The organism is Streptococcus sp. HMSC072D05, assembly GCF_001815805.1.
GTDB lineage: Bacteria > Bacillota > Bacilli > Lactobacillales > Streptococcaceae > Streptococcus.
Genome location: NZ_KV821982.1, coordinates 90,074 through 108,176, shown reverse-complemented (window position 1 = coordinate 108,176; position 18,103 = coordinate 90,074). Strand labels below are relative to the sequence as shown.

Here is an 18,103-nt window from a genome sequence, read left to right as displayed (position 1 = left end):
CTTATTTTAACTTTCCTTTCAAATACTGTCCTGTGTAGCTGGCTTCATTGGCCGCTACTTCTTCTGGGGTTCCTGTTGCGATGATGGTTCCACCACCGACACCGCCCTCAGGTCCCAAATCGATGATATGGTCTGCTGTCTTGATAACATCTAGATTGTGCTCGATGACGAGGACAGTATTCCCATCGTCGACAAAGCGAGCCAAGACTTTAAGCAAGCGAGCGATATCCTCAGTGTGAAGCCCTGTAGTTGGCTCATCCAGAATGTAGAAGGATTTCCCTGTCGAGCGTTTGTGGAGTTCACTAGCCAACTTCATACGCTGAGCTTCTCCTCCAGAAAGGGTGGTAGCCGGTTGCCCTAGCGTTACATAGCCCAGCCCCACATCCTTGATGGTCTGAAGTTTACGCTGAATCTTGGGAATGTGTTGGAAGAATTCCACCGCATCGTTGACGGTCATGTCCAAAACCTGCGAGATATTCTTTTCCTTATAGTGGACTTCTAGGGTTTCACTGTTGTAGCGAGTCCCGTGGCAGACTTCACAAGCCACGTATACATCTGGCAAGAAGTGCATCTCGATCTTGATAATCCCGTCACCTGAGCAGGCTTCGCAACGACCGCCCTTGATGTTGAAACTGAAACGGCCCTTCTTGTAGCCTCGAATCTTAGCTTCGTTTGTCTGGGCAAAAAGGTCACGTATATCGTCAAAAACTCCCGTATAGGTAGCCGGGTTAGACCTTGGCGTTCGCCCGATTGGACTCTGGTCAATATCAATCAAGCGGTCTACATGCTCAATCCCTGTAATCGTCTTAAATTTACCAGGCTTGTCTGAATTGCGATTGAGCTTCTGCGCAATGGCTTTTTTGAGGATGCTGTTGATTAAGGTCGATTTCCCTGAACCTGACACACCTGTCACCGCGATGAATTTTCCTAATGGGAAGCGAGCAGTGATATTTTGCAAGTTGTTCTCACGCGCACCTGTCACTTCGATAAAGCGACCATTTCCGGCACGGCGCTCTTCTGGTACTGGAATGGCACGTTTACCTGACAAGTACTGGCCTGTAATAGACTTACTATTACGGGCCACCTGCTTGGGTGTTCCTGCAGCAACAATCTCGCCACCAAAAACACCGGCACCTGGACCAACGTCAATCAGATAATCCGCCTCGCGCATGGTATCTTCGTCGTGTTCCACCACGATGAGAGTATTGCCCAAGTCACGCATCTTTTTCAGACTAGCAATCAGGCGGTCATTATCCCTCTGGTGAAGACCAATCGACGGCTCATCCAGGATATAAAGGACACCTGATAAATTGGACCCAATCTGGGTTGCCAAGCGAATACGCTGACTCTCTCCACCTGATAGGGTTCCTGCCGAACGTGACAGGGTCAGATAGTTAAGACCTACGTTATTGAGGAAGGTCAATCGATCCTTGATTTCCTTGAGAATGGGACGGGCGATAATCGCTTCATTTTCAGACAAGGTCAGCTGGCTCACCAACTCCAAGTGGTCTGCGATAGACAGATCTGAGATTTCACCAATATGTGGTCCTTGCTCACCACCCACACGGACAGACAAGGCCTGATCGTTGAGACGATAGCCATGACAGGTTCCACAAGTCAGCTCATTCATGTAGAGTCGCATCTGGGTACGGGTGTAGTCACTGTTAGTCTCATGGTAACGACGCTTGATATTATTGACAACTCCCTCAAAAGGAATGTCAATATCGCGCACACCGCCAAATTCATTTTCATAGTGGAAATGGAATTCCTTGCCATCAGACCCGTAAAGAATCAAGTTTTTATCTTCTTCTGACAAGTCCTCAAAAGGCTTATCCATATCCACTCCAAAGGCTGTCATGGCCTGCTCTAGCATGTTTGGATAGTAGTTGGATGAGATAGGATTCCAAGGTGCCAAGGCTCCCTCACGCAAAGTTTTGCTGGTATCAGGAACCACCAAGTCAACATCCACCTCCAGCTTGATGCCCAAACCGTCACACTCACTGCATGAGCCAAAAGGAGCATTAAAGGAGAAGAGACGTGGCTCTAACTCTGGAACAGTAAAACCACAAACTGGACAGGCATAGTGCTCAGAAAAGAGCAACTCAGAATCGTCCATAGTGTCGATAATGACATAACCTTCTGCGATACGAAGGGCAGCCTCTATGGAGTCAAAGAGACGGCTACGAATGCCCTCCTTGATAACAATACGGTCAACCACAACATCGATATTGTGTTGCTTGCTCTTGGACAACTCTGGCACTTCGGTCACATCATAGACTTCCCCATCCACACGGACACGGACATAGCCATCTTTCTGAACCTTTTCAATGACACTCTTGTGTTGCCCTTTTTTCTTACGAATGACCGGAGCTAAAATTTGCAGACGTTGGCGTTCTGGTAATTCCAAAACCTTATCCACGATTTGCTCTACAGAAGAAGCCTTGATAGCCCCGTGTCCGTTGATACAGTAAGGCGTCCCCACACGTGCGTAGAGGAGACGCAGATAGTCATTGATTTCAGTCGTTGTTCCAACGGTCGAACGAGGGTTTTTACTAGTCGTTTTCTGGTCGATGGAAATAGCTGGGCTGAGACCATCAATGGCATCTACATCTGGTTTTTCCATGTTGCCCAAAAACTGGCGAGCATAGGCTGATAGACTCTCTACATAGCGACGTTGGCCCTCAGCATAGAGGGTATCAAAGGCCAGACTGGATTTCCCAGACCCTGACAAACCAGTCACAACAACCAGCTTGTCTCGCGGAATCTCCACATCAATATTTTTTAAGTTATGGGCACGTGCCCCATGAATCACAATTTTATCTTGCATCTTTGTTCTTTCTAGTCCATTATTGCTTTCCATTATACCAAAAAATGTGAAATTCTATTACCCAAAAAGCTGTTTTTATAGTATAATAGTACGGTGCAAAAAATGAATCACTGAATAGTAGGAAAGGATAGGGGATATGAAACAAGTTTTTCTCTCAACAACAACTGAATTTAAAGAGATCGACACGCTTGAACCGGGTACTTGGATCAACCTCGTCAATCCTACACAAAATGAATCGTTGGAAATCGCCAACGCCTTTGACATTGACATTGCCGACCTTCGAGCACCGCTCGATGCGGAAGAAATGTCCCGTATTACCATCGAAGATGAGTACACTTTGATCATCGTAGACGTTCCCATCACAGAGGAAAGAAACAATCGTACCTACTACGTTACGATTCCGCTGGGGATTATCATCACAGAGGAAACCATTATCACCACCTGCTTGGAACCCCTCCCAGTTCTCGATGTCTTTATCAACCGTAGACTGCGCAACTTTTACACCTTCATGCGTTCACGTTTTATCTTCCAGATTCTCTACCGCAACGCTGAGCTTTACCTGACAGCCCTTCGTTCGATTGACCGTAAGAGTGACCAGATCGAAAGTCAACTTCACAAATCCACTCGAAACGAAGAACTGATCGAACTCATGGAATTGGAAAAGACCATCGTCTATTTCAAGGCCTCACTTAAGACGAACGAGCGCGTGATTAAGAAATTGACCAGTGCAACCAGCAATATCAAAAAATACTTAGAGGACGAAGACCTACTCGAAGACACCCTGATTGAAACCCAACAGGCCATCGAGATGGCAGATATCTATGGAAATGTCCTTCACTCTATGACAGAGACCTTTGCCTCTATCATTTCCAATAACCAGAACAACATCATGAAGACCCTGGCTCTCGTGACCATCGTTATGTCTGTCCCAACCATGATCTTCTCAGCCTACGGGATGAACTTTAAGGATAATGAAATCCCTTTGAACGGTGAGCCTCATGCCTTCTGGTTAATCGTCTTTATCGCCTTTGCTATGAGTGTTTCGCTCACTCTCTATCTCATCCATAAAAAATGGTTCTAAGAGGAATCCCTATGTCTCAGATTGATTTACAAAAATTAACTAAGAAAAACCAAGAGTTTATCCACATCGCTACCCAACAATTTATCAAAGATGGCAAAACAGATGCTGAAATCAAGGCTGTTTTTGAGGAAGTCATTCCTAAAATCCTTGAAGAGCAAGTCAAAGGAACGACAGCTCGTTCCCTCTACGGCGCTCCAACTCACTGGGCTCACAGCTTTACAGTCAAGGAACAGTACGAAAAAGAGCATCCAAAAGAAAATGATGATCCAAAACTCATGATTATGGACTCAGCCCTTTTTATCACCAGTCTCTTTGCACTGGTTAGCGCTCTGACCAACTTTTTCTCTACAGACCAGGCTATTGGCTATGGTTTGATTACCCTCTTGTTGGTTGGACTTGTTGGAGGGGTGGCCTTCTACTTGATGTACTACTTTGTCTACCAGTATTATGGACCAGACACAGATCGTAGCCAGCGCCCTCCTTTCTGGAAATCAATCCTCGTCATCCTCGCTGCTATGCTTCTCTGGTTGGCTGTCTTCTTCGCAACAAGCTTCCTACCAGCAGCTCTCAATCCAATTCTTGCTCCACTGCCTTTGGCTGTCCTAGGAGCAGCCCTTCTCGCCCTTCGCTTCTATCTCAAGAAACGCTTCAATATCCGAAGCGCAAGCGCAGGCCCATCCCGTTATTAAGAAAAGTGAAACGCTATGGCATATAGTCAATCCTTAGCACAGCAGATTCGAAAAATTCTAGCACTCAAACTTCCTCCCCAAATTTTCGAAGAAGAGCTAGAAGAAAAGAAACTGTTTGGTGGCCTGGCCTTTATGATTCGTGGGAAAATGGTTCTTACAGTCAGTTCCAGAAAGGACGAGCTGGTTATGGTGAGAATTGGCAAAGAAATGGAAAAGCAAGTTCTACCCCGAACAGGAGCTCGTACTACATTGATGAGAGGGCGACCTTATCATGGCTATATAGACCTAGATATTGAAGGTCAAAAAGAACTTCCTTACTGGATTGATTTAGCCCTCTCCTATAATCAAGAGTTAACCAAGTAACTCATATCTAGTGAGATTACAGATTAGTAAAACGATAAGCAACTGCACTAGCGGTTGCTTTTTTCTTGCTTTCTTGATATCCAATAGAACTTCTACCCCCAATCCCTATAGTTTTCTCCCATCTTTTATGATAAAATAGGCTCAATCAATTTCTAGGAGGATGAGATATGGTTTCTACTATTGGTATCGTGAGTTTGTCTAGTGGTGTTATCGGAGAGGATTTTGTCAAACACGAAGTCGATTTGGGTATTCAACGTCTCAAGGATTTGGGACTCAATCCTGTCTTTCTGCCCCATTCGCTAAAAGGGTTAGACTTTATCAAGGACCATCCGGAGGCACGTGCAGAGGATTTGATGCAGGCCTTTTCTGATGATAGCATCGACATGATCCTATGCGCCATCGGTGGGGATGATACCTATCGCTTGCTACCCTACCTTTTTGAAAACGACCAGCTCCAAAAGGTTATCCAACAAAAGATTTTTCTTGGCTTCTCGGATACAACCATGAACCACCTTATGTTGCACAAACTAGGGATCAAGACTTTTTATGGGCAATCCTTTCTAGCAGACATTTGTGAATTGGACAAGGAGATGTTGCCCTATAGTCTCCACTACTTTAAAGAATTGATCGAGACGGGAAGAATCTCAGAAATCCGCCCTAGCGACCTTTGGTATGAGGAACGGACTGATTTTAGTCCCAAGGCTCTGGGAACAGCTCGTATCAGTCATGTAAATACAGGCTTTGATTTGTTGCAAGGAAATGCTCAGTTTGAGGGAGAAATTCTCGGTGGTTGCCTTGAGTCCCTCTATGATATCTTTGACAATTCTCGATACGCAGACAGCACGGACCTCTGCCAAGAGTACCGACTCTTCCCTGACTTATGTGACTGGGAAGGAAAGATTCTCTTGCTAGAAACAAGCGAAGAAAAGCCTGAACCTGATGATTTCAAAAAAATGTTGCGGACTTTAAAGGACACGGGGATATTTGGGGTTATCAGTGGACTCTTGGTCGGAAAGCCAATGGATGAAACCTTCTATGACGACTATAAGGAAGCACTATTGGATATCATTGATAACAATATCCCGATTGTCTATAATCTGAATGTCGGTCACGCAACTCCAAGAGCCATTGTGCCCTTTGGCGTTCACGCTTATGTGGATACACAGAAGCAAGTCATTCGCTTTGACTATAACAAAAAATAAACAATTTCTCCATTTTTGTGCTTTGGTATTGATTTTCGTTACAATTTGTGTCTGAATTTATTGCATTTTGCTTATTTCTATGATATCTTTTTAAAGGAGGTGTATATGACTAAACAAAAAATAAATCAAATTGTCGGTTCAATCGGGGCCTTTATCGGGATTATTGTATTTATCGCCTACATCCCACAAATTTTTGCCAATTTACAAGGCAACAAAGCTCAACCATTCCAGCCTTTATCCGCAGCAGTATCTTGTTTAATTTGGGTTATTTACGGATGGACAAAAGAACCTAAGAAGGATTGGATACTAATTATTCCAAACTCAGCTGGCGTTGTCTTAGGTGGACTGACATTTCTTACTGCACTATAAAAATTACTAGCATATAATCAAAAAGCTGAGAAACTCATCTCAGCTTTTTCTATATTCTCAGATAATTAGACGCCTGCACTCACTTATTTCCGCTTTTCCACTCACAATCATTTTCGTGGTCGTCAATCAGACCTGCCGCTTGTAGAAAAGCTAAAACTGCGACTGGACCTGTGAACTTGAAGCCTCGTTTTTTGAGATCTTGAGATAACTTTTCAGACAAGGCTGTTTTAGCAGGTGCTAGGTGATAGTCAGGAACATCATTCACGATCGTTTTTCCCTCAACAAAGGACCAGAGATAAGCGTCAAAAGAGCCAAAGGTTTTCTGGACTTGTAAAAATGCTTGGGCGTTGGCACGCGTCGCAAAAATCTTGGCTCGATTTCGAATGATGGCTGGATTCTCTAACATGGCTTCCAACTCCCCATCTGTCATTTCCGCGACCTCTTGAATTTGATAGCCATGAAATGCTTCTCGGAATCCTTGGCGTTTGTTTAGTACCGTTTCCCAAGATAGACCCGACTGGTAAGTTTCCAAACAAAGCAACTCAAAAAGAGCACGGTCATCATGAAGGGGTTGGCCCCACTCTTCATCATGATAGGCCACATATAATGGGTTGTTCATTTTAACCCAACCACAGCGTTTTGTCATAAAAATCTCCTATTTTACCAACATCTTAAGGGCCGACTTGATATAGTTCTCAGCTGTGTCTGTCGTTCCTTCAAAGAATTTCTTGATTTTCTTAAGCTCGGTTGCCTTGTAGCCCAGTGCCAACATGGCTTCCATAGCTTCTTCCAGTTCTTGGTTTTCAGCGCTGGTTTGCACTGCCACCTTGGCAGGAAGGTCATCACTAGCCACGACTACCTTGCCTTCCAAGTCCAGCACCATCTGTTGGGCTGTTTTCTTGCCAATTTTAGGGAACTTGGTCAAGTAGGTGATGTTCTTAGTCTCGATCGCCTGAACCAAGCCAGCATTGTCATCGGCAGCGATAATAGCAAGAGCTGACACAGGACCAATCCCTGAGACCGAAATCAGGCTGAGAAAGAGCTTCTTCTCGTCTTCTGAACGAAAGCCGTAAAGCAGATGGGCATCCTCACGGACAACTTGGTGCACATAAATCTGAGTTTCTTGATTCACCTGACCTGAATAGGCATAAGGATTGGCCACATGCAGGATATAGCCGATACCGTTAGCTTCTAGGACGATGTATTTAGCAGTGACTTTGGTAATGATTCCTTTTAGATATTCGTACATAATTTTCACTTTCTATAATTGATTTGCAATTCCTTGTAAATGCGCTGCTCTGATGATAAGAAGCAACCCAAGTACTGCACACACAATAAAAACGAACCAAACACCTACAGCACCTGTTGCAGCGCTGATAGAAATCATCGCCCCCGCTAAAATAGACGCTAAAGGCTGCGCCATATTAAGGAAACCTGAGTAGGTTCCGAGCTTATTCTCATTCATCATTTCCGCCCGCAAAACTTGGCTTGGCGGCATGCAGATGAGTTCCCCCATAGTATAGAGAATGGCTAGCAAAAACAGAGCCCAGAAACTCCTGAAGACAATGGTGAAAAGCATACCCAAGTCAAAGATAATACTTCCCAATAAAAACTGCGGTATGAGCTTCATTTCCTTGGTCAAACGATTGGCAGTCGTTATGAAGCAAACAATAATCAGGGTATTGATAAAGACCATGATACTGAGCATCTTAGCTCCTGAAATATGAATACCGAAAATACTACTCGCGATGAATGACTCTTTCAAATGAACGGGTATATAATTGTCAATTTGCAACCAGATAACACCATTAAATACAGTCCCTAACGTATAAAGTAGGAAAATTTTGTCCTGAAAAACAGAAGCATAATTTTTCACAGTTGCCAAAGGACTGCTACCATGCTCAAAGACCAGATTAGCTGGCTTGCTTTCTGAAAAATATTTCCAAGCGAGGAAAAAATTCAAGAAGCTAATTACCGTCAAAACCAGAAGCAACTCAAAAAAATGGTGGTCGTAAAAGAAACCTGCAAGCCCTGCTCCTAACATAACGGATACATTGACAAACCAATAACTAATCGTATAAACGAAACGGCGATTTTGCTCGTCGGTCAAATCAATAATCATCGCATCAATAGCCGGCCAAGAGAAAGTTCCTGCGGTCTCTGCCAGCAACATTCCGACAAAAGTCAAAAAGGGAAAAATATGATTAGGCATATTTGCCAGCAGCACAAGAAAGTAGCCACTCGCAAGACCAAAGTTTCCCCAGTCAATGACTTTCTTACGTCCCCAAAGATCCGCCAAATGTCCACCATACAGCCCAGCTAAAAAACCAATGAGTTTGGTTGTGATCATCAATAACCCCGCCCAAAAGGCTCCAAAATATTGAACATAGTACATGGCCATAAAAGGAGTAATGGCACTCTCTAAAATCCGTGCTACAAAGCTCATCCATTCCCGCATTTGAATTTGCTTGGGGAGGGCAAAAAATTCTTTCATCTTTCATTCCTTTTTCATAATTTCTTCGCTTTTTCTTACCTAGTATATCATATTTTTTTGCTGAAAACTGCAAACACAAGTGCAACCGGTGGTTGACAAATTGTACAGGAGATTGTATTCTCTTTATAAGTAAAAATTGTTAGGATAGAAGTAGAAAAAGGAGGATAGAATGATGAAACTCGCAGAAAAACTATTTGAACTCCGAAAGGAAAAAGGTTGGTCCCAAGAAAAGCTAGCAGAACAAATCAATGTTTCTCGGCAAAGCATCTCCAAATGGGAGTCTGGACAAGTCCTTCCTGAAATCGAAAAAATCATTGAAATAAGCAAGATTTTTCAAGTGACAACTGACTATCTACTACTGGATGAAAGCATTGAAAAAGTTTCCACAGCAGTGATTTTGGAGGAAGACAAAGACAACTACTATAAAAAGGTTAAATCCTTTGGTCTTTGGCAGGTGATTTATATTTTTGTATTGGCTCTGGCTATCTATCTCTTTTTAGCCGGTTCTAGTTTTCCAGCTGAATTCACCGCTTGGATCTGGCTAACCTTCGTTCTCTTAATCGCTTCTGCTGTCGCTATCAATAAGGTTCTCAAAACCAAACAACGTTATCTTGATAAGGTCATTGGTCTTGAGACTCCTTCAGACAACGACGATTCTACAAAGCCTGGAATCACCTAATTCAGTTTTCACAACATTTTTATAGAACTGGTCTTGTCAAGCAAGTGTAAATATCGTGTCAAGTTGCCCATGTCCAATCAAGTTCCCACCTTAGAAAAACTAAAAAGCCTTGTTCAAAAGGAACAAAGGCTTTTTGTGTTCTTAATATTTCCCCAACTCACGAAGACTCGTATGATTTTCCTGAATGCGTCGGAACATTTTTTCCATATCTGACTTGGTAAAATGCACCAAAACGGGACGTCCGTGTGGACAGTTGTAGGGGTTATCACATTGAGAAAGCTGATAAAGGAGCTGTCTGGCTGAATGGTCATCGATACGGTGATTGGCCTTGATCGACCGCTTGCAGGACATCATGATAGCCAGCTCTGCTCGGTATTTCTTGATCGAAACTTCTTTAGTTAAGAGGAGCATATCGCACATCTCATAGATACCAGATTCGATTTCCTCTTCGGCCATCCAAATAGGATGTTCACGCAGGATAAATTGATTTTCTCCATACTCTGCTAGAAAAACACCTACTTCCTCTAGGAGAGGCATTCTTTCTCTAAGACGAAGGGCATCATCCGCAGGAAATTCAAAGATGTAGGGCACTAAGAGTTGCTGCTGACTCTGGTCAACATTGCCGATGCTTTCACGGTATTCCTCGTACTTGACTCGTTCCTGAGCCGCGTGCTGGTCTATGATGTAGAGTCCATCTCGCCCTTGGGCAAAGAGATAAGTCCCGTGCATCTGTCCGAAGAACTCCAACTCTGGGAAACTCGATGCTTCTTCTCGCTCCAGCTTATCATAAGCCTTATCGAGGCTAGCAAGATCTAACTCTGGATGGTCTAATTGGCCATAGTTAGCAGGCTTTCTCTCTGCAAAATGCAGTTTTGCGGGCTTGGTTAGCTGGTCCAAGGTTTCCTTGGCAAACAGAGTTAGGTCCCTACCCTCCTCAGTTAATTCAACCTGGTGATCAGCCACCTCAACTTGACTAGGTTTTGAGAGTTCTGTTTTTTCATAGTAGAGCGTATTTTCTTTGAGTGGGAGAATGGTCTGCTCTACCTTTTGACGATTGCGCACGGTCGACTTGGCAAGATTTTCTAAAGCATCAGGAATCAAGGCTTGTTCCTTGAGACTATTTGAAATAGCTTCTGAAACCAGCGCCATCAGTTCTCTTTCCTTAGAAATCCGCACTTCTTGCTTAGTTGGATGGACATTGACATCAGCTAGATAGGGGTCAATATGGATGTGAATGACAGCCAGTGGAAAACGCCCTACCATGAGTTTGCTTCCATAACCATCAAGAATAGCGCGATTGAGCAAGAAGTTCTTGATATAGCGGCCATTGATGAAGAGGCTGATATAGTTACGATTTGCTCGAGTTAACTCAGGCAGAGACACAAAACCTGTAATTTCAAAATCTAAGTCAGAGTTCTCAATTTCAATCATCTTCTTAGCACTCGCCAAACCATAAATCCCTGCGATGGCTTGACGCAGTTGACCAGTCCCTGCTGTCCACGTCATTTCCTTGCCATCACTAATCAAACTGAAGGAAATCTCAGGATGAGCTAATCCCAGACGGTTGACAATATCAATGATATGAGACAGCTCCGCTTGCTGGCTCTTCATATACTTGAGACGGGCAGGTGTGTTGAAAAAGAGGTCTTCCACACAAACTTTGGTTCCTACAGGGCTAGTCGCTGGGATGACTTCCTCAACTTGACCTCCACGCGCGACTAACTTAGTCCCATGACTCGCACCATCCACCGCCGTCAACAGAGTCAGCACACTGACAGAAGCGATAGAAGGCAGGGCTTCACCACGAAAACCAAGCGTCCGAATCCGAAAGAGGTCTGCCTGATTTTTTATCTTACTGGTCGCATGGCGACGCAAGGCCAACTCCACCTCATCGTGGGCAATTCCATGACCATTATCGGTGATTTGAATTTTCTTGAGACCAGCTTCCTCAATCTCAATGATAATCTGGCTAGAACCCGCGTCAATGGCATTTTCTACCAACTCTTTGACCACACTGGCAGGACGTTCGATAACCTCCCCTGCCGCGATCTGGTTTGCTAACACTTCTGGCAATTCAATAATATGAGACATCTTTCAGCCCCTTTCTGTATCTATTTTCCTAGAAATTGATTAGTGCTATTATACCATATTTCAAATGCTATCAGAAAAAGCAAATACCACATAGACTCCAAATCTCTCCACATAGACAAAAGCTCTTGCCATGGGTCGTAAAATAGTGTTTAATAAAGGTGTACAAGAAGTGATCACAATTTTGTATGAAATATAAGGAGAGAAATTTATGAAAGTAGAACTACAGATTAAAGAGACTTACGAGGAGGAAAAGTTGATTGTCCAAACTCCTCAGCCGACCGAAAAAGTCCAGAAAGTCATCGAGTTCGCTGAAAATCTTGACCAAAAAGAAACAATCAAAGGAAAGATTGATGATCAGGTCTATCTAGTTAAGATTGGTAAGATACAACGCTTCTATATCTAGAATCGCAAGGTTCTAGCAGAAACGTCGAGTCAGACCTACAGCATTGATTTGCGACTCTATCAAGTTCTTGAAATTCTACCGACCACTTTTATCCAAATTTCCCAATCTGAAATCGTCAATATCGACTCCATCTCTCATCTCAAGCTCACGCCCAACGGTCTGGTTGAAATTTTCTTAAAAAACGAAAGCTTCACCTACTCTTCACGCCGCTACCTAAAAACCATCAAGGAGAAATTAGAACTATGAAAAAACAAATCTTTCACGATGCAGCCACTGGTGTACTTATCGGCCTCATCCTCTCTATCCTTTTTTCACTCATTTATGCACCAAATACCTATGCCCCACTGAGTCCCGAGTCTCTTATCGGCCAAGTGATGGTTCAACATCAGGTTCATGGTGCCCTGGTCTTGCTCTACTGCACGATTATCTGGTCAGCTATCGGCGTTCTCTTTAGCTTTGGCAGCCGCTTATTCAATCGTGACTGGAGCCTGCTCCGTGCCACACTTTCCCATTTCTTCCTCATGCTGGCTGGCTTTGTTCCACTAGCAACTCTGGCTGGTTGGTTCCCCTTCCACTGGACCTTCTATCTCCAGCTCATTCCAGAGTTTGCGATCGTCTACCTCATCATCTGGGTTATTCTCTATAAAAGAGAAGCAAAAAAAGTGGACCACATCAATCAACTTTTGGCCCATAAAAAGTAATAGAGAAAATCCCACTCACAAATGCATGAGTGGGATTCTTTTTATAACTTTTGTTTGAGCTCGACCAAGACATTCATAGCCTGCATAGGTGTCATATTGTAAACATCCAGTTTAACTAATTCTGCTAGGATAGGATGCTCTGCAGGCGCGTCAAAGAGTGACATCTGTTCAGTAACATCACTTGTTTCTCTCATCGGAGCAGGACTTTCCGTCCCTTGATTCTCCAGTTGAGTCAATATCTTATCCGCCCTTGCTAAAAGTTCTGCTGGCAAGCCAGCAATCTTAGCAACGTGAATACCATAGGATTTGTCAGCTGGTCCTGGCTCGATCTTGTGAAGGAAGGTGACCTGCCCATTCTGCTCCAAGGTTGCCACGTGGACATTGACCAAGTGTTCCAAGCTAGACTCCAGACTGGTCAGCTCATGGTAGTGGGTAGCAAAGAGGGTTTTGGCTCCGATATGTTCATGGATGTATTCGATGATGGATTGAGCAAGAGCCATCCCGTCATAAGTTGCAGTTCCGCGTCCCAATTCATCAAAGAGAATCAAGGAATCCTTGGTCGCATGCGAAATGGCATTGTTGGCCTCCATCATCTCCACCATGAAGGTTGATTGACCTGAAACCAAGTCATCTGCTGCTCCGATACGGGTAAAGATGGCATCGAAGATCGGCAAATGGGCGCTTTCTGCCGGCACATAAGAACCCAGCTGGGCCATAACCGCAGTCATGGCTAACTGGCGCATGTAGGTTGACTTCCCACTCATGTTGGGCCCTGTAATTAGCTGAATACTCGTATCTTCTGCCATCTGGATACTATTTGGAATATAGGTCTGAGCTCCCATGACCTTTTCGACGACAGCATGGCGCCCTTTCTGGATATCAATTTGTGAATCGTCTCCAAACTCAGGTCGGATCAAATGCTGGGTTTCAGCCACAACTGCTAGACTTTGCAAGACATCAACCGTTGCAATTCCTTGGGCTAGAGCCTGCAAACGCTGGATGTACTTGCTGACTTCCTCACGGATACGCATAAAGATTTCATATTCTAGGTTGGCTGACTTCTCGCGCGCCTCCAGCATATCTCCCTCGATACGGGCTAATTCCTCGGTACCAAAGCGTTCCGAATTTTTCAACGTCGCCTTGCGGAAAAAGTGGGCTGGAACATTTCCCAGTTGCGAATTGGTCACATGGAAATAGTAACCATCTTTTTTATTGTAGTCAATCTTGAGCGTGCTGATGCCAGAGTTTTCTCTCTCCTTAGCCTCAATCTCAGCAATCCAGCTAGTCCCTTCTCTGAGCACACGACGGTACTTGTCTAATGTCTCATCAAATCCCGTACGGATAATGCCACCTTCCGTAATCACGTGAGGAGCTTCAGGAGCAATGGCAGCACTAATCAAGCTCTCCAACTCAGGGATGGCATCTAACTGTTTGATAAGATAGGCCAGGGCAGGTTGCTCCAGGCCTTCTAAAATCGCTCGAATCCGTGGCACACTAGATAAGGTGGTCGCTAACTGTAAGAGATCCTTGGGATTGGTCTTGCCAAAAGAAACCCGACTAGCCAAGCGTTCGATATCATAAACACCCTTGAGGCTATCCGTTAAATCACTACGCTCAAAGAAGTGGTCAAGAAAGACCTGCACCACCTCTTGCCGCTGGACGATTCGCTCCTTATCAATCAAGGGACGATGAATCCAAGACCGCAAGAGCCGCATACCCATAGCCGTTTTGGTTTCATCTAAAAGCCAGAAAAGACTGCCTTGCTTCTTGCCTGAACGGGCATTCTCAACCAAATCCAAACTAGCCTTGGTCGCATAATCCATCTGTAAGAAATCTTTGATTTCATAGCGGATAACTGGTTTGAGATGGTTCAATTCCCGCATCTGGGTCCGATGAACATACTGGAGGAGCTTACTAGCTGCCGCTTGCTCCACAGCTGCCAGTCGTGAATCCAATAAATGGATGTCCTCAAAACCTTCTTTCTCATAGGAAATCACCAGATTCATCTGACGACTTAGAATTTGTTCTTCTTCCTCAGGCAAGTCATAACCCAGAACTACTTCTCGCGCCTTGAGATTGCGAATTTCCCCACAAACCAATGTGAAATCCAATAGCCCCGTCACATAGAAATCACCTGTCACCAGATCCATATAAGCCAGACCAAACTGACTGCCATCACGGTCTATAGCAACCAAGAAATTGTTCTGACTGTCTGGCTTACTGCTATCAACGACCGTTCCAGGTGTGATGACCTGGACCACCTCTCGCTTGACAACTCCGACCGCTTGTTTGGGATCTTCCATCTGTTCTGCAATGGCAACTTTATAACCCTGTTCAATCAGAACATCGATATACTGCTGGGCAGAATGATAGGGGACACCCGCCATGGGTATCGGATTTTCTGCATTTTTATTCCGACTCGTTAAGGAAATTTCTAAAATCTGTGCTGCATTAATTGCATCTTCATAGAACAACTCGTAAAAATCACCCATTCGAAAAAGCAAAAAAGCATCTGGGTATTGTTTCTTAATATCCACATACTGTTGCATGCCGGGTGATAGCTTTTCTGTTGCCATTTTCCGTCTCTCCTTGCTAAAAATAAGTCTTGAGAGCAACTCCCAAGACCTTATTTATCTTTCATCAAATCTAGCAAACGATCTTCCATCAGCTTGGCAACGTGCTGGTCTCGACAAATAACCAATAAGGTATTAGCACCAGCAACCGTTCCTAAAATCCATTCATCCTTGTTTGCATCTACAATGTTTGCTAAGACTGCAGCTTCCCCAAGTTTGGTATGAAGTACCAAGGTGAACTCAGCTCTTGCAACTCCTTCTAAATGATGAGACAAAAACTCAACTAAATCAATCTTATCTGTCTCATTTGCTAGTACATAATACACCATATCATTTTTCTTAACCTTGGTCAAGCCGATTTCACGCAAATCACGTGACAAAGTCGTTTGTGTCACATAAACATTACGAGCTTCTAAACGATCTTGAATCTCTTTTTGTGTCCCAAGTTTTTCTTCGGTGATCATCTTTTTAATCAATTGATGCCGTTCTCTTTTTCTCATATTATCCTCTTAAGTGAATATTTATAACAAGTTTTACATTTATTTTATAACTACATTATACCAAAAAAACTAGATAATTCAAAAAAATTCTTTTCTTTCTCAAAAAATGTAGTAAATTGTGTTAAAATAGTAAAAAAGCCCAAAAGGAGCCCTTATGAATACAAAAGAATTGATTGCTAGCGAGTTGGCTAGCGTCATTGATAGCCTGGATCAAGAGGCTATTTTAAATTTACTGGAAACACCTAAAAACTCAGAAATAGGAGACATCGCCTTCCCTGCCTTTTCTCTAGCAAAGGTCGAGCGTAAAGCTCCTCAAATGATTGCAACAGATATTGCTGAAAAAATCAATAGTCAAGCCTTTGAAAAGGTTGTCGCTACTGGACCTTACGTCAACTTTTTCCTTGATAAATCTGCTATTTCGGCTCAGGTATTACAGGATGTTATCACTGAAAAAGAACACTATGCCGACCAAACCATTGGCAAGCAAGAAAATGTCGTCATTGACATGTCTAGTCCCAATATCGCAAAACCCTTCTCAGTAGGCCACTTGCGTTCAACGGTTATCGGGGATAGCTTGTCACATATTTTCCAAAAAATCGGTTATCAAACGGTCAAGGTCAACCACCTAGGAGACTGGGGCAAACAGTTTGGAATGTTGATCGTTGCCTACAAGAAATGGGGAAATGAGGAAGCCGTTAAAGCGCATCCAATCGATGAACTTCTTAAACTCTACGTTCGCATCAATGCTGAAGCTGAAAAAGACCCTAGCTTGGATGAAGAAGCACGCGAATGGTTCCGCAAACTGGAAAATGGAGATGAGGAAGCCCTCGCTCTCTGGCAATGGTTCCGTGATGAAAGTTTAGTGGAATTCAACCGCCTTTACAATGAATTGCAAGTTGATTTTGACAGCTACAACGGAGAAGCCTTCTACAATGATAAGATGGATGCTGTTGTAGACATTCTCGCTGAAAAAGGACTTCTTGTTGAGTCAGAAGGGGCTCAAGTTGTGAATCTTGAGAAATATGGAATTGAACATCCAGCCCTTATCAAAAAATCTGATGGTGCAACTCTCTATATCACACGTGACTTGGCTGCAGCCCTCTACCGTAAAAACGAATACCAATTTGCAAAATCCATCTATGTTGTTGGTCAAGAGCAATCTGCCCACTTCAAACAACTCAAGGCAGTACTACAAGAGATGGGCTACGATTGGAGCCAAGACATTGTCCATGTTCCGTTTGGATTGGTAACAAAAGAAGGAAAAAAACTCTCTACTCGTAAAGGAAATGTCATCTTGCTAGAACCGACTATCGCTGAGGCTATCAGTCGTGCCAAGGCCCAAATCGAAGCGAAAAATCCTGAGTTAGAAAATAAAGACCAGGTTGCCCACGCTGTTGGAGTTGGGGCTATCAAGTTCTATGATCTTAAGACCGACCGTACAAATGGATACGACTTCGACCTTGAAGCTATGGTATCCTTTGAAGGAGAAACTGGACCTTACGTTCAATACGCCTACGCTCGTATCCAATCTATCTTGCGCAAAGCTAATTTCAAACCAGATACAGCTGGCAACTACAGCCTGAAGGATGCTGAAAGCTGGGAAATCATTAAACTACTCCAAGACTTCCCACGTATTATCAATCGTGCAGCAGATAACTTTGAACCTTCTATTATTGCGAAATTTGCGATTAGTTTGGCTCAAGCTTTCAACAAGTACTATGCACATACACGTATCCTAGATGAAAGTCCTGAGCGCGACAGCCGTCTAGCCCTCAGCTACGCAACCGCAGTGGTCCTCAAAGAAGCTCTTCGTTTGCTCGGAGTAGAAGCGCCGGAGAAGATGTAAATCGCCAAAGTTACTTGATTGCGAAGCAATCTAAGTAACTAACACCAAATCCTATTCGGACTTTGGCTAGGCGCCTCACTAGTAAAGAAACATAAATATTGTCGATTTATGTTTCTTTACGTCGTAACCAGTACGAGTTGCCCAAACGCTTCACTAATTCACCTAACCAAATAATATCGATTCGGTTAGGCTCATGTCGTAATCTTTTAAATTACTTGAAAGCAATCCGAACGATTGAGCAAAATAACATTTATATTTTGTTCGGCCTTGTAGCTGTTTAATGAA

Annotated in this window: 15 protein-coding genes and 1 pseudogene; 9 read left to right on the top strand and 7 right to left on the bottom strand. The window is 43.7% G+C overall.

All coding sequences use genetic code 11. The annotated features are described in order from the left end of the window. Position 1: 1 nt before the first annotated feature. Entirely contained in the window at positions 2-2,827 is a 2,826-nt protein-coding gene (uvrA, locus tag HMPREF3057_RS00485; RefSeq protein WP_001152876.1) for an excinuclease ABC subunit UvrA, read from the bottom strand. A gap of 136 nt (positions 2,828-2,963) precedes the next feature. Between uvrA and HMPREF3057_RS00480 the strand changes: the two genes are divergently transcribed. From HMPREF3057_RS00480 to HMPREF3057_RS00460, 5 genes are all read left to right on the top strand, one after another. Next, positions 2,964-3,908, top strand: coding sequence for a magnesium transporter CorA family protein (locus tag HMPREF3057_RS00480; protein ID WP_000815616.1), 945 nt, complete (start codon positions 2,964-2,966; stop codon positions 3,906-3,908). 11 nt (positions 3,909-3,919) lie between these two features. Beyond that, positions 3,920-4,597 (top strand): DUF1129 domain-containing protein, encoded by a 678-nt coding sequence (locus HMPREF3057_RS00475; RefSeq protein ID WP_042903006.1) that lies wholly within the window; start codon positions 3,920-3,922, stop codon positions 4,595-4,597. A gap of 15 nt (positions 4,598-4,612) precedes the next feature. Continuing rightward, positions 4,613-4,960 (top strand): TfoX/Sxy family protein, encoded by a 348-nt coding sequence (locus HMPREF3057_RS00470; RefSeq protein ID WP_007520826.1) that lies wholly within the window; start codon positions 4,613-4,615, stop codon positions 4,958-4,960. Between the two features lie 167 nt (positions 4,961-5,127). Beyond that, complete coding sequence (locus HMPREF3057_RS00465; RefSeq protein WP_000255130.1) at positions 5,128-6,162, top strand: S66 family peptidase; 1,035 nt, start codon at positions 5,128-5,130, stop codon at positions 6,160-6,162. Between the two features lie 105 nt (positions 6,163-6,267). Beyond that, entirely contained in the window at positions 6,268-6,531 is a 264-nt protein-coding gene (locus HMPREF3057_RS00460; RefSeq protein ID WP_000166112.1) for a SemiSWEET family transporter, read from the top strand. A 79-nt stretch (positions 6,532-6,610) separates the two neighbouring features. Here the strand turns inward: HMPREF3057_RS00460 and HMPREF3057_RS00455 are convergent, their stop codons facing one another. From HMPREF3057_RS00455 to HMPREF3057_RS00445, 3 genes are read right to left on the bottom strand one after another with little or no spacing between them, the layout of a single operon-like run. Continuing rightward, on the bottom strand, positions 6,611-7,177 hold the full coding sequence (locus tag HMPREF3057_RS00455) for a DNA-3-methyladenine glycosylase I (RefSeq protein ID WP_000166572.1): 567 nt from the start codon (positions 7,175-7,177) through the stop codon (positions 6,611-6,613). Between the two features lie 9 nt (positions 7,178-7,186). Next, positions 7,187-7,780, bottom strand: a complete 594-nt coding sequence (ruvA, locus tag HMPREF3057_RS00450) for a Holliday junction branch migration protein RuvA (RefSeq protein ID WP_070695992.1) — start codon at positions 7,778-7,780, stop codon at positions 7,187-7,189. A 12-nt stretch (positions 7,781-7,792) separates the two neighbouring features. Continuing rightward, positions 7,793-9,025: an MFS transporter gene (locus HMPREF3057_RS00445; protein WP_070695990.1), complete on the bottom strand. Its 1,233-nt coding sequence runs from the start codon at positions 9,023-9,025 to the stop codon at positions 7,793-7,795. Between the two features lie 172 nt (positions 9,026-9,197). On the opposite strand from HMPREF3057_RS00445, the gene HMPREF3057_RS00440 reads away from it, so the two are divergent. Next, positions 9,198-9,704: a helix-turn-helix domain-containing protein gene (locus tag HMPREF3057_RS00440; protein ID WP_008277272.1), complete on the top strand. Its 507-nt coding sequence runs from the start codon at positions 9,198-9,200 to the stop codon at positions 9,702-9,704. A 141-nt stretch (positions 9,705-9,845) separates the two neighbouring features. On the opposite strand, the gene mutL is transcribed toward HMPREF3057_RS00440, so the two are convergent. Continuing rightward, on the bottom strand, positions 9,846-11,795 hold the full coding sequence (mutL, locus tag HMPREF3057_RS00435; RefSeq protein ID WP_070695988.1) for a DNA mismatch repair endonuclease MutL: 1,950 nt from the start codon (positions 11,793-11,795) through the stop codon (positions 9,846-9,848). 208 nt (positions 11,796-12,003) lie between these two features. Here mutL and HMPREF3057_RS00430 point away from each other — a divergent pair. Next, positions 12,004-12,444 (top strand): annotated as a pseudogene (locus HMPREF3057_RS00430) (LytTR family DNA-binding domain-containing protein). Next, on the top strand, positions 12,441-12,899 hold the full coding sequence (locus tag HMPREF3057_RS00425) for a DUF3021 domain-containing protein (RefSeq protein WP_070695986.1): 459 nt from the start codon (positions 12,441-12,443) through the stop codon (positions 12,897-12,899). The pseudogene HMPREF3057_RS00430 and the gene HMPREF3057_RS00425 overlap by 4 nt, the downstream one beginning before the upstream one ends. 41 nt (positions 12,900-12,940) lie before the next feature. Here HMPREF3057_RS00425 and mutS read toward each other — a convergent pair whose 3' ends face one another. Further along, a complete protein-coding gene (mutS, locus tag HMPREF3057_RS00420; protein WP_070695985.1) occupies positions 12,941-15,475 on the bottom strand; it encodes a DNA mismatch repair protein MutS in 2,535 nt (844 codons plus the stop codon). Between the two features lie 50 nt (positions 15,476-15,525). Beyond that, positions 15,526-15,972 carry an arginine repressor gene (gene argR, locus HMPREF3057_RS00415; RefSeq protein WP_001231483.1) on the bottom strand — a complete coding sequence of 149 codons (447 nt, stop codon included), beginning with the start codon at positions 15,970-15,972 and terminating at the stop codon, positions 15,526-15,528. 154 nt (positions 15,973-16,126) lie between these two features. Between argR and argS the strand changes: the two genes are divergently transcribed. Then, entirely contained in the window at positions 16,127-17,818 is a 1,692-nt protein-coding gene (gene argS, locus HMPREF3057_RS00410) for an arginine--tRNA ligase (RefSeq protein WP_070695983.1), read from the top strand. Positions 17,819-18,103 lie beyond the last annotated feature (285 nt).

Coding starts and splice junctions, on each gene's coding strand:
- ruvA (WP_070695992.1), bottom strand. CDS start 7,780: ATGTACGAATATCTAAAAGGAATCATTACCAAAGTCACTGCTAAATAC.
- HMPREF3057_RS00425 (WP_070695986.1), top strand. CDS start 12,441: ATGAAAAAACAAATCTTTCACGATGCAGCCACTGGTGTACTTATCGGC.
- mutS (WP_070695985.1), bottom strand. CDS start 15,475: ATGGCAACAGAAAAGCTATCACCCGGCATGCAACAGTATGTGGATATT.
- HMPREF3057_RS00455 (WP_000166572.1), bottom strand. CDS start 7,177: ATGACAAAACGCTGTGGTTGGGTTAAAATGAACAACCCATTATATGTG.
- HMPREF3057_RS00480 (WP_000815616.1), top strand. CDS start 2,964: ATGAAACAAGTTTTTCTCTCAACAACAACTGAATTTAAAGAGATCGAC.
- HMPREF3057_RS00465 (WP_000255130.1), top strand. CDS start 5,128: ATGGTTTCTACTATTGGTATCGTGAGTTTGTCTAGTGGTGTTATCGGA.
- HMPREF3057_RS00470 (WP_007520826.1), top strand. CDS start 4,613: ATGGCATATAGTCAATCCTTAGCACAGCAGATTCGAAAAATTCTAGCA.
- uvrA (WP_001152876.1), bottom strand. CDS start 2,827: ATGCAAGATAAAATTGTGATTCATGGGGCACGTGCCCATAACTTAAAA.
- HMPREF3057_RS00475 (WP_042903006.1), top strand. CDS start 3,920: ATGTCTCAGATTGATTTACAAAAATTAACTAAGAAAAACCAAGAGTTT.
- HMPREF3057_RS00460 (WP_000166112.1), top strand. CDS start 6,268: ATGACTAAACAAAAAATAAATCAAATTGTCGGTTCAATCGGGGCCTTT.
- argS (WP_070695983.1), top strand. CDS start 16,127: ATGAATACAAAAGAATTGATTGCTAGCGAGTTGGCTAGCGTCATTGAT.
- mutL (WP_070695988.1), bottom strand. CDS start 11,795: ATGTCTCATATTATTGAATTGCCAGAAGTGTTAGCAAACCAGATCGCG.
- HMPREF3057_RS00440 (WP_008277272.1), top strand. CDS start 9,198: ATGAAACTCGCAGAAAAACTATTTGAACTCCGAAAGGAAAAAGGTTGG.
- HMPREF3057_RS00445 (WP_070695990.1), bottom strand. CDS start 9,025: ATGAAAGAATTTTTTGCCCTCCCCAAGCAAATTCAAATGCGGGAATGG.
- argR (WP_001231483.1), bottom strand. CDS start 15,972: ATGAGAAAAAGAGAACGGCATCAATTGATTAAAAAGATGATCACCGAA.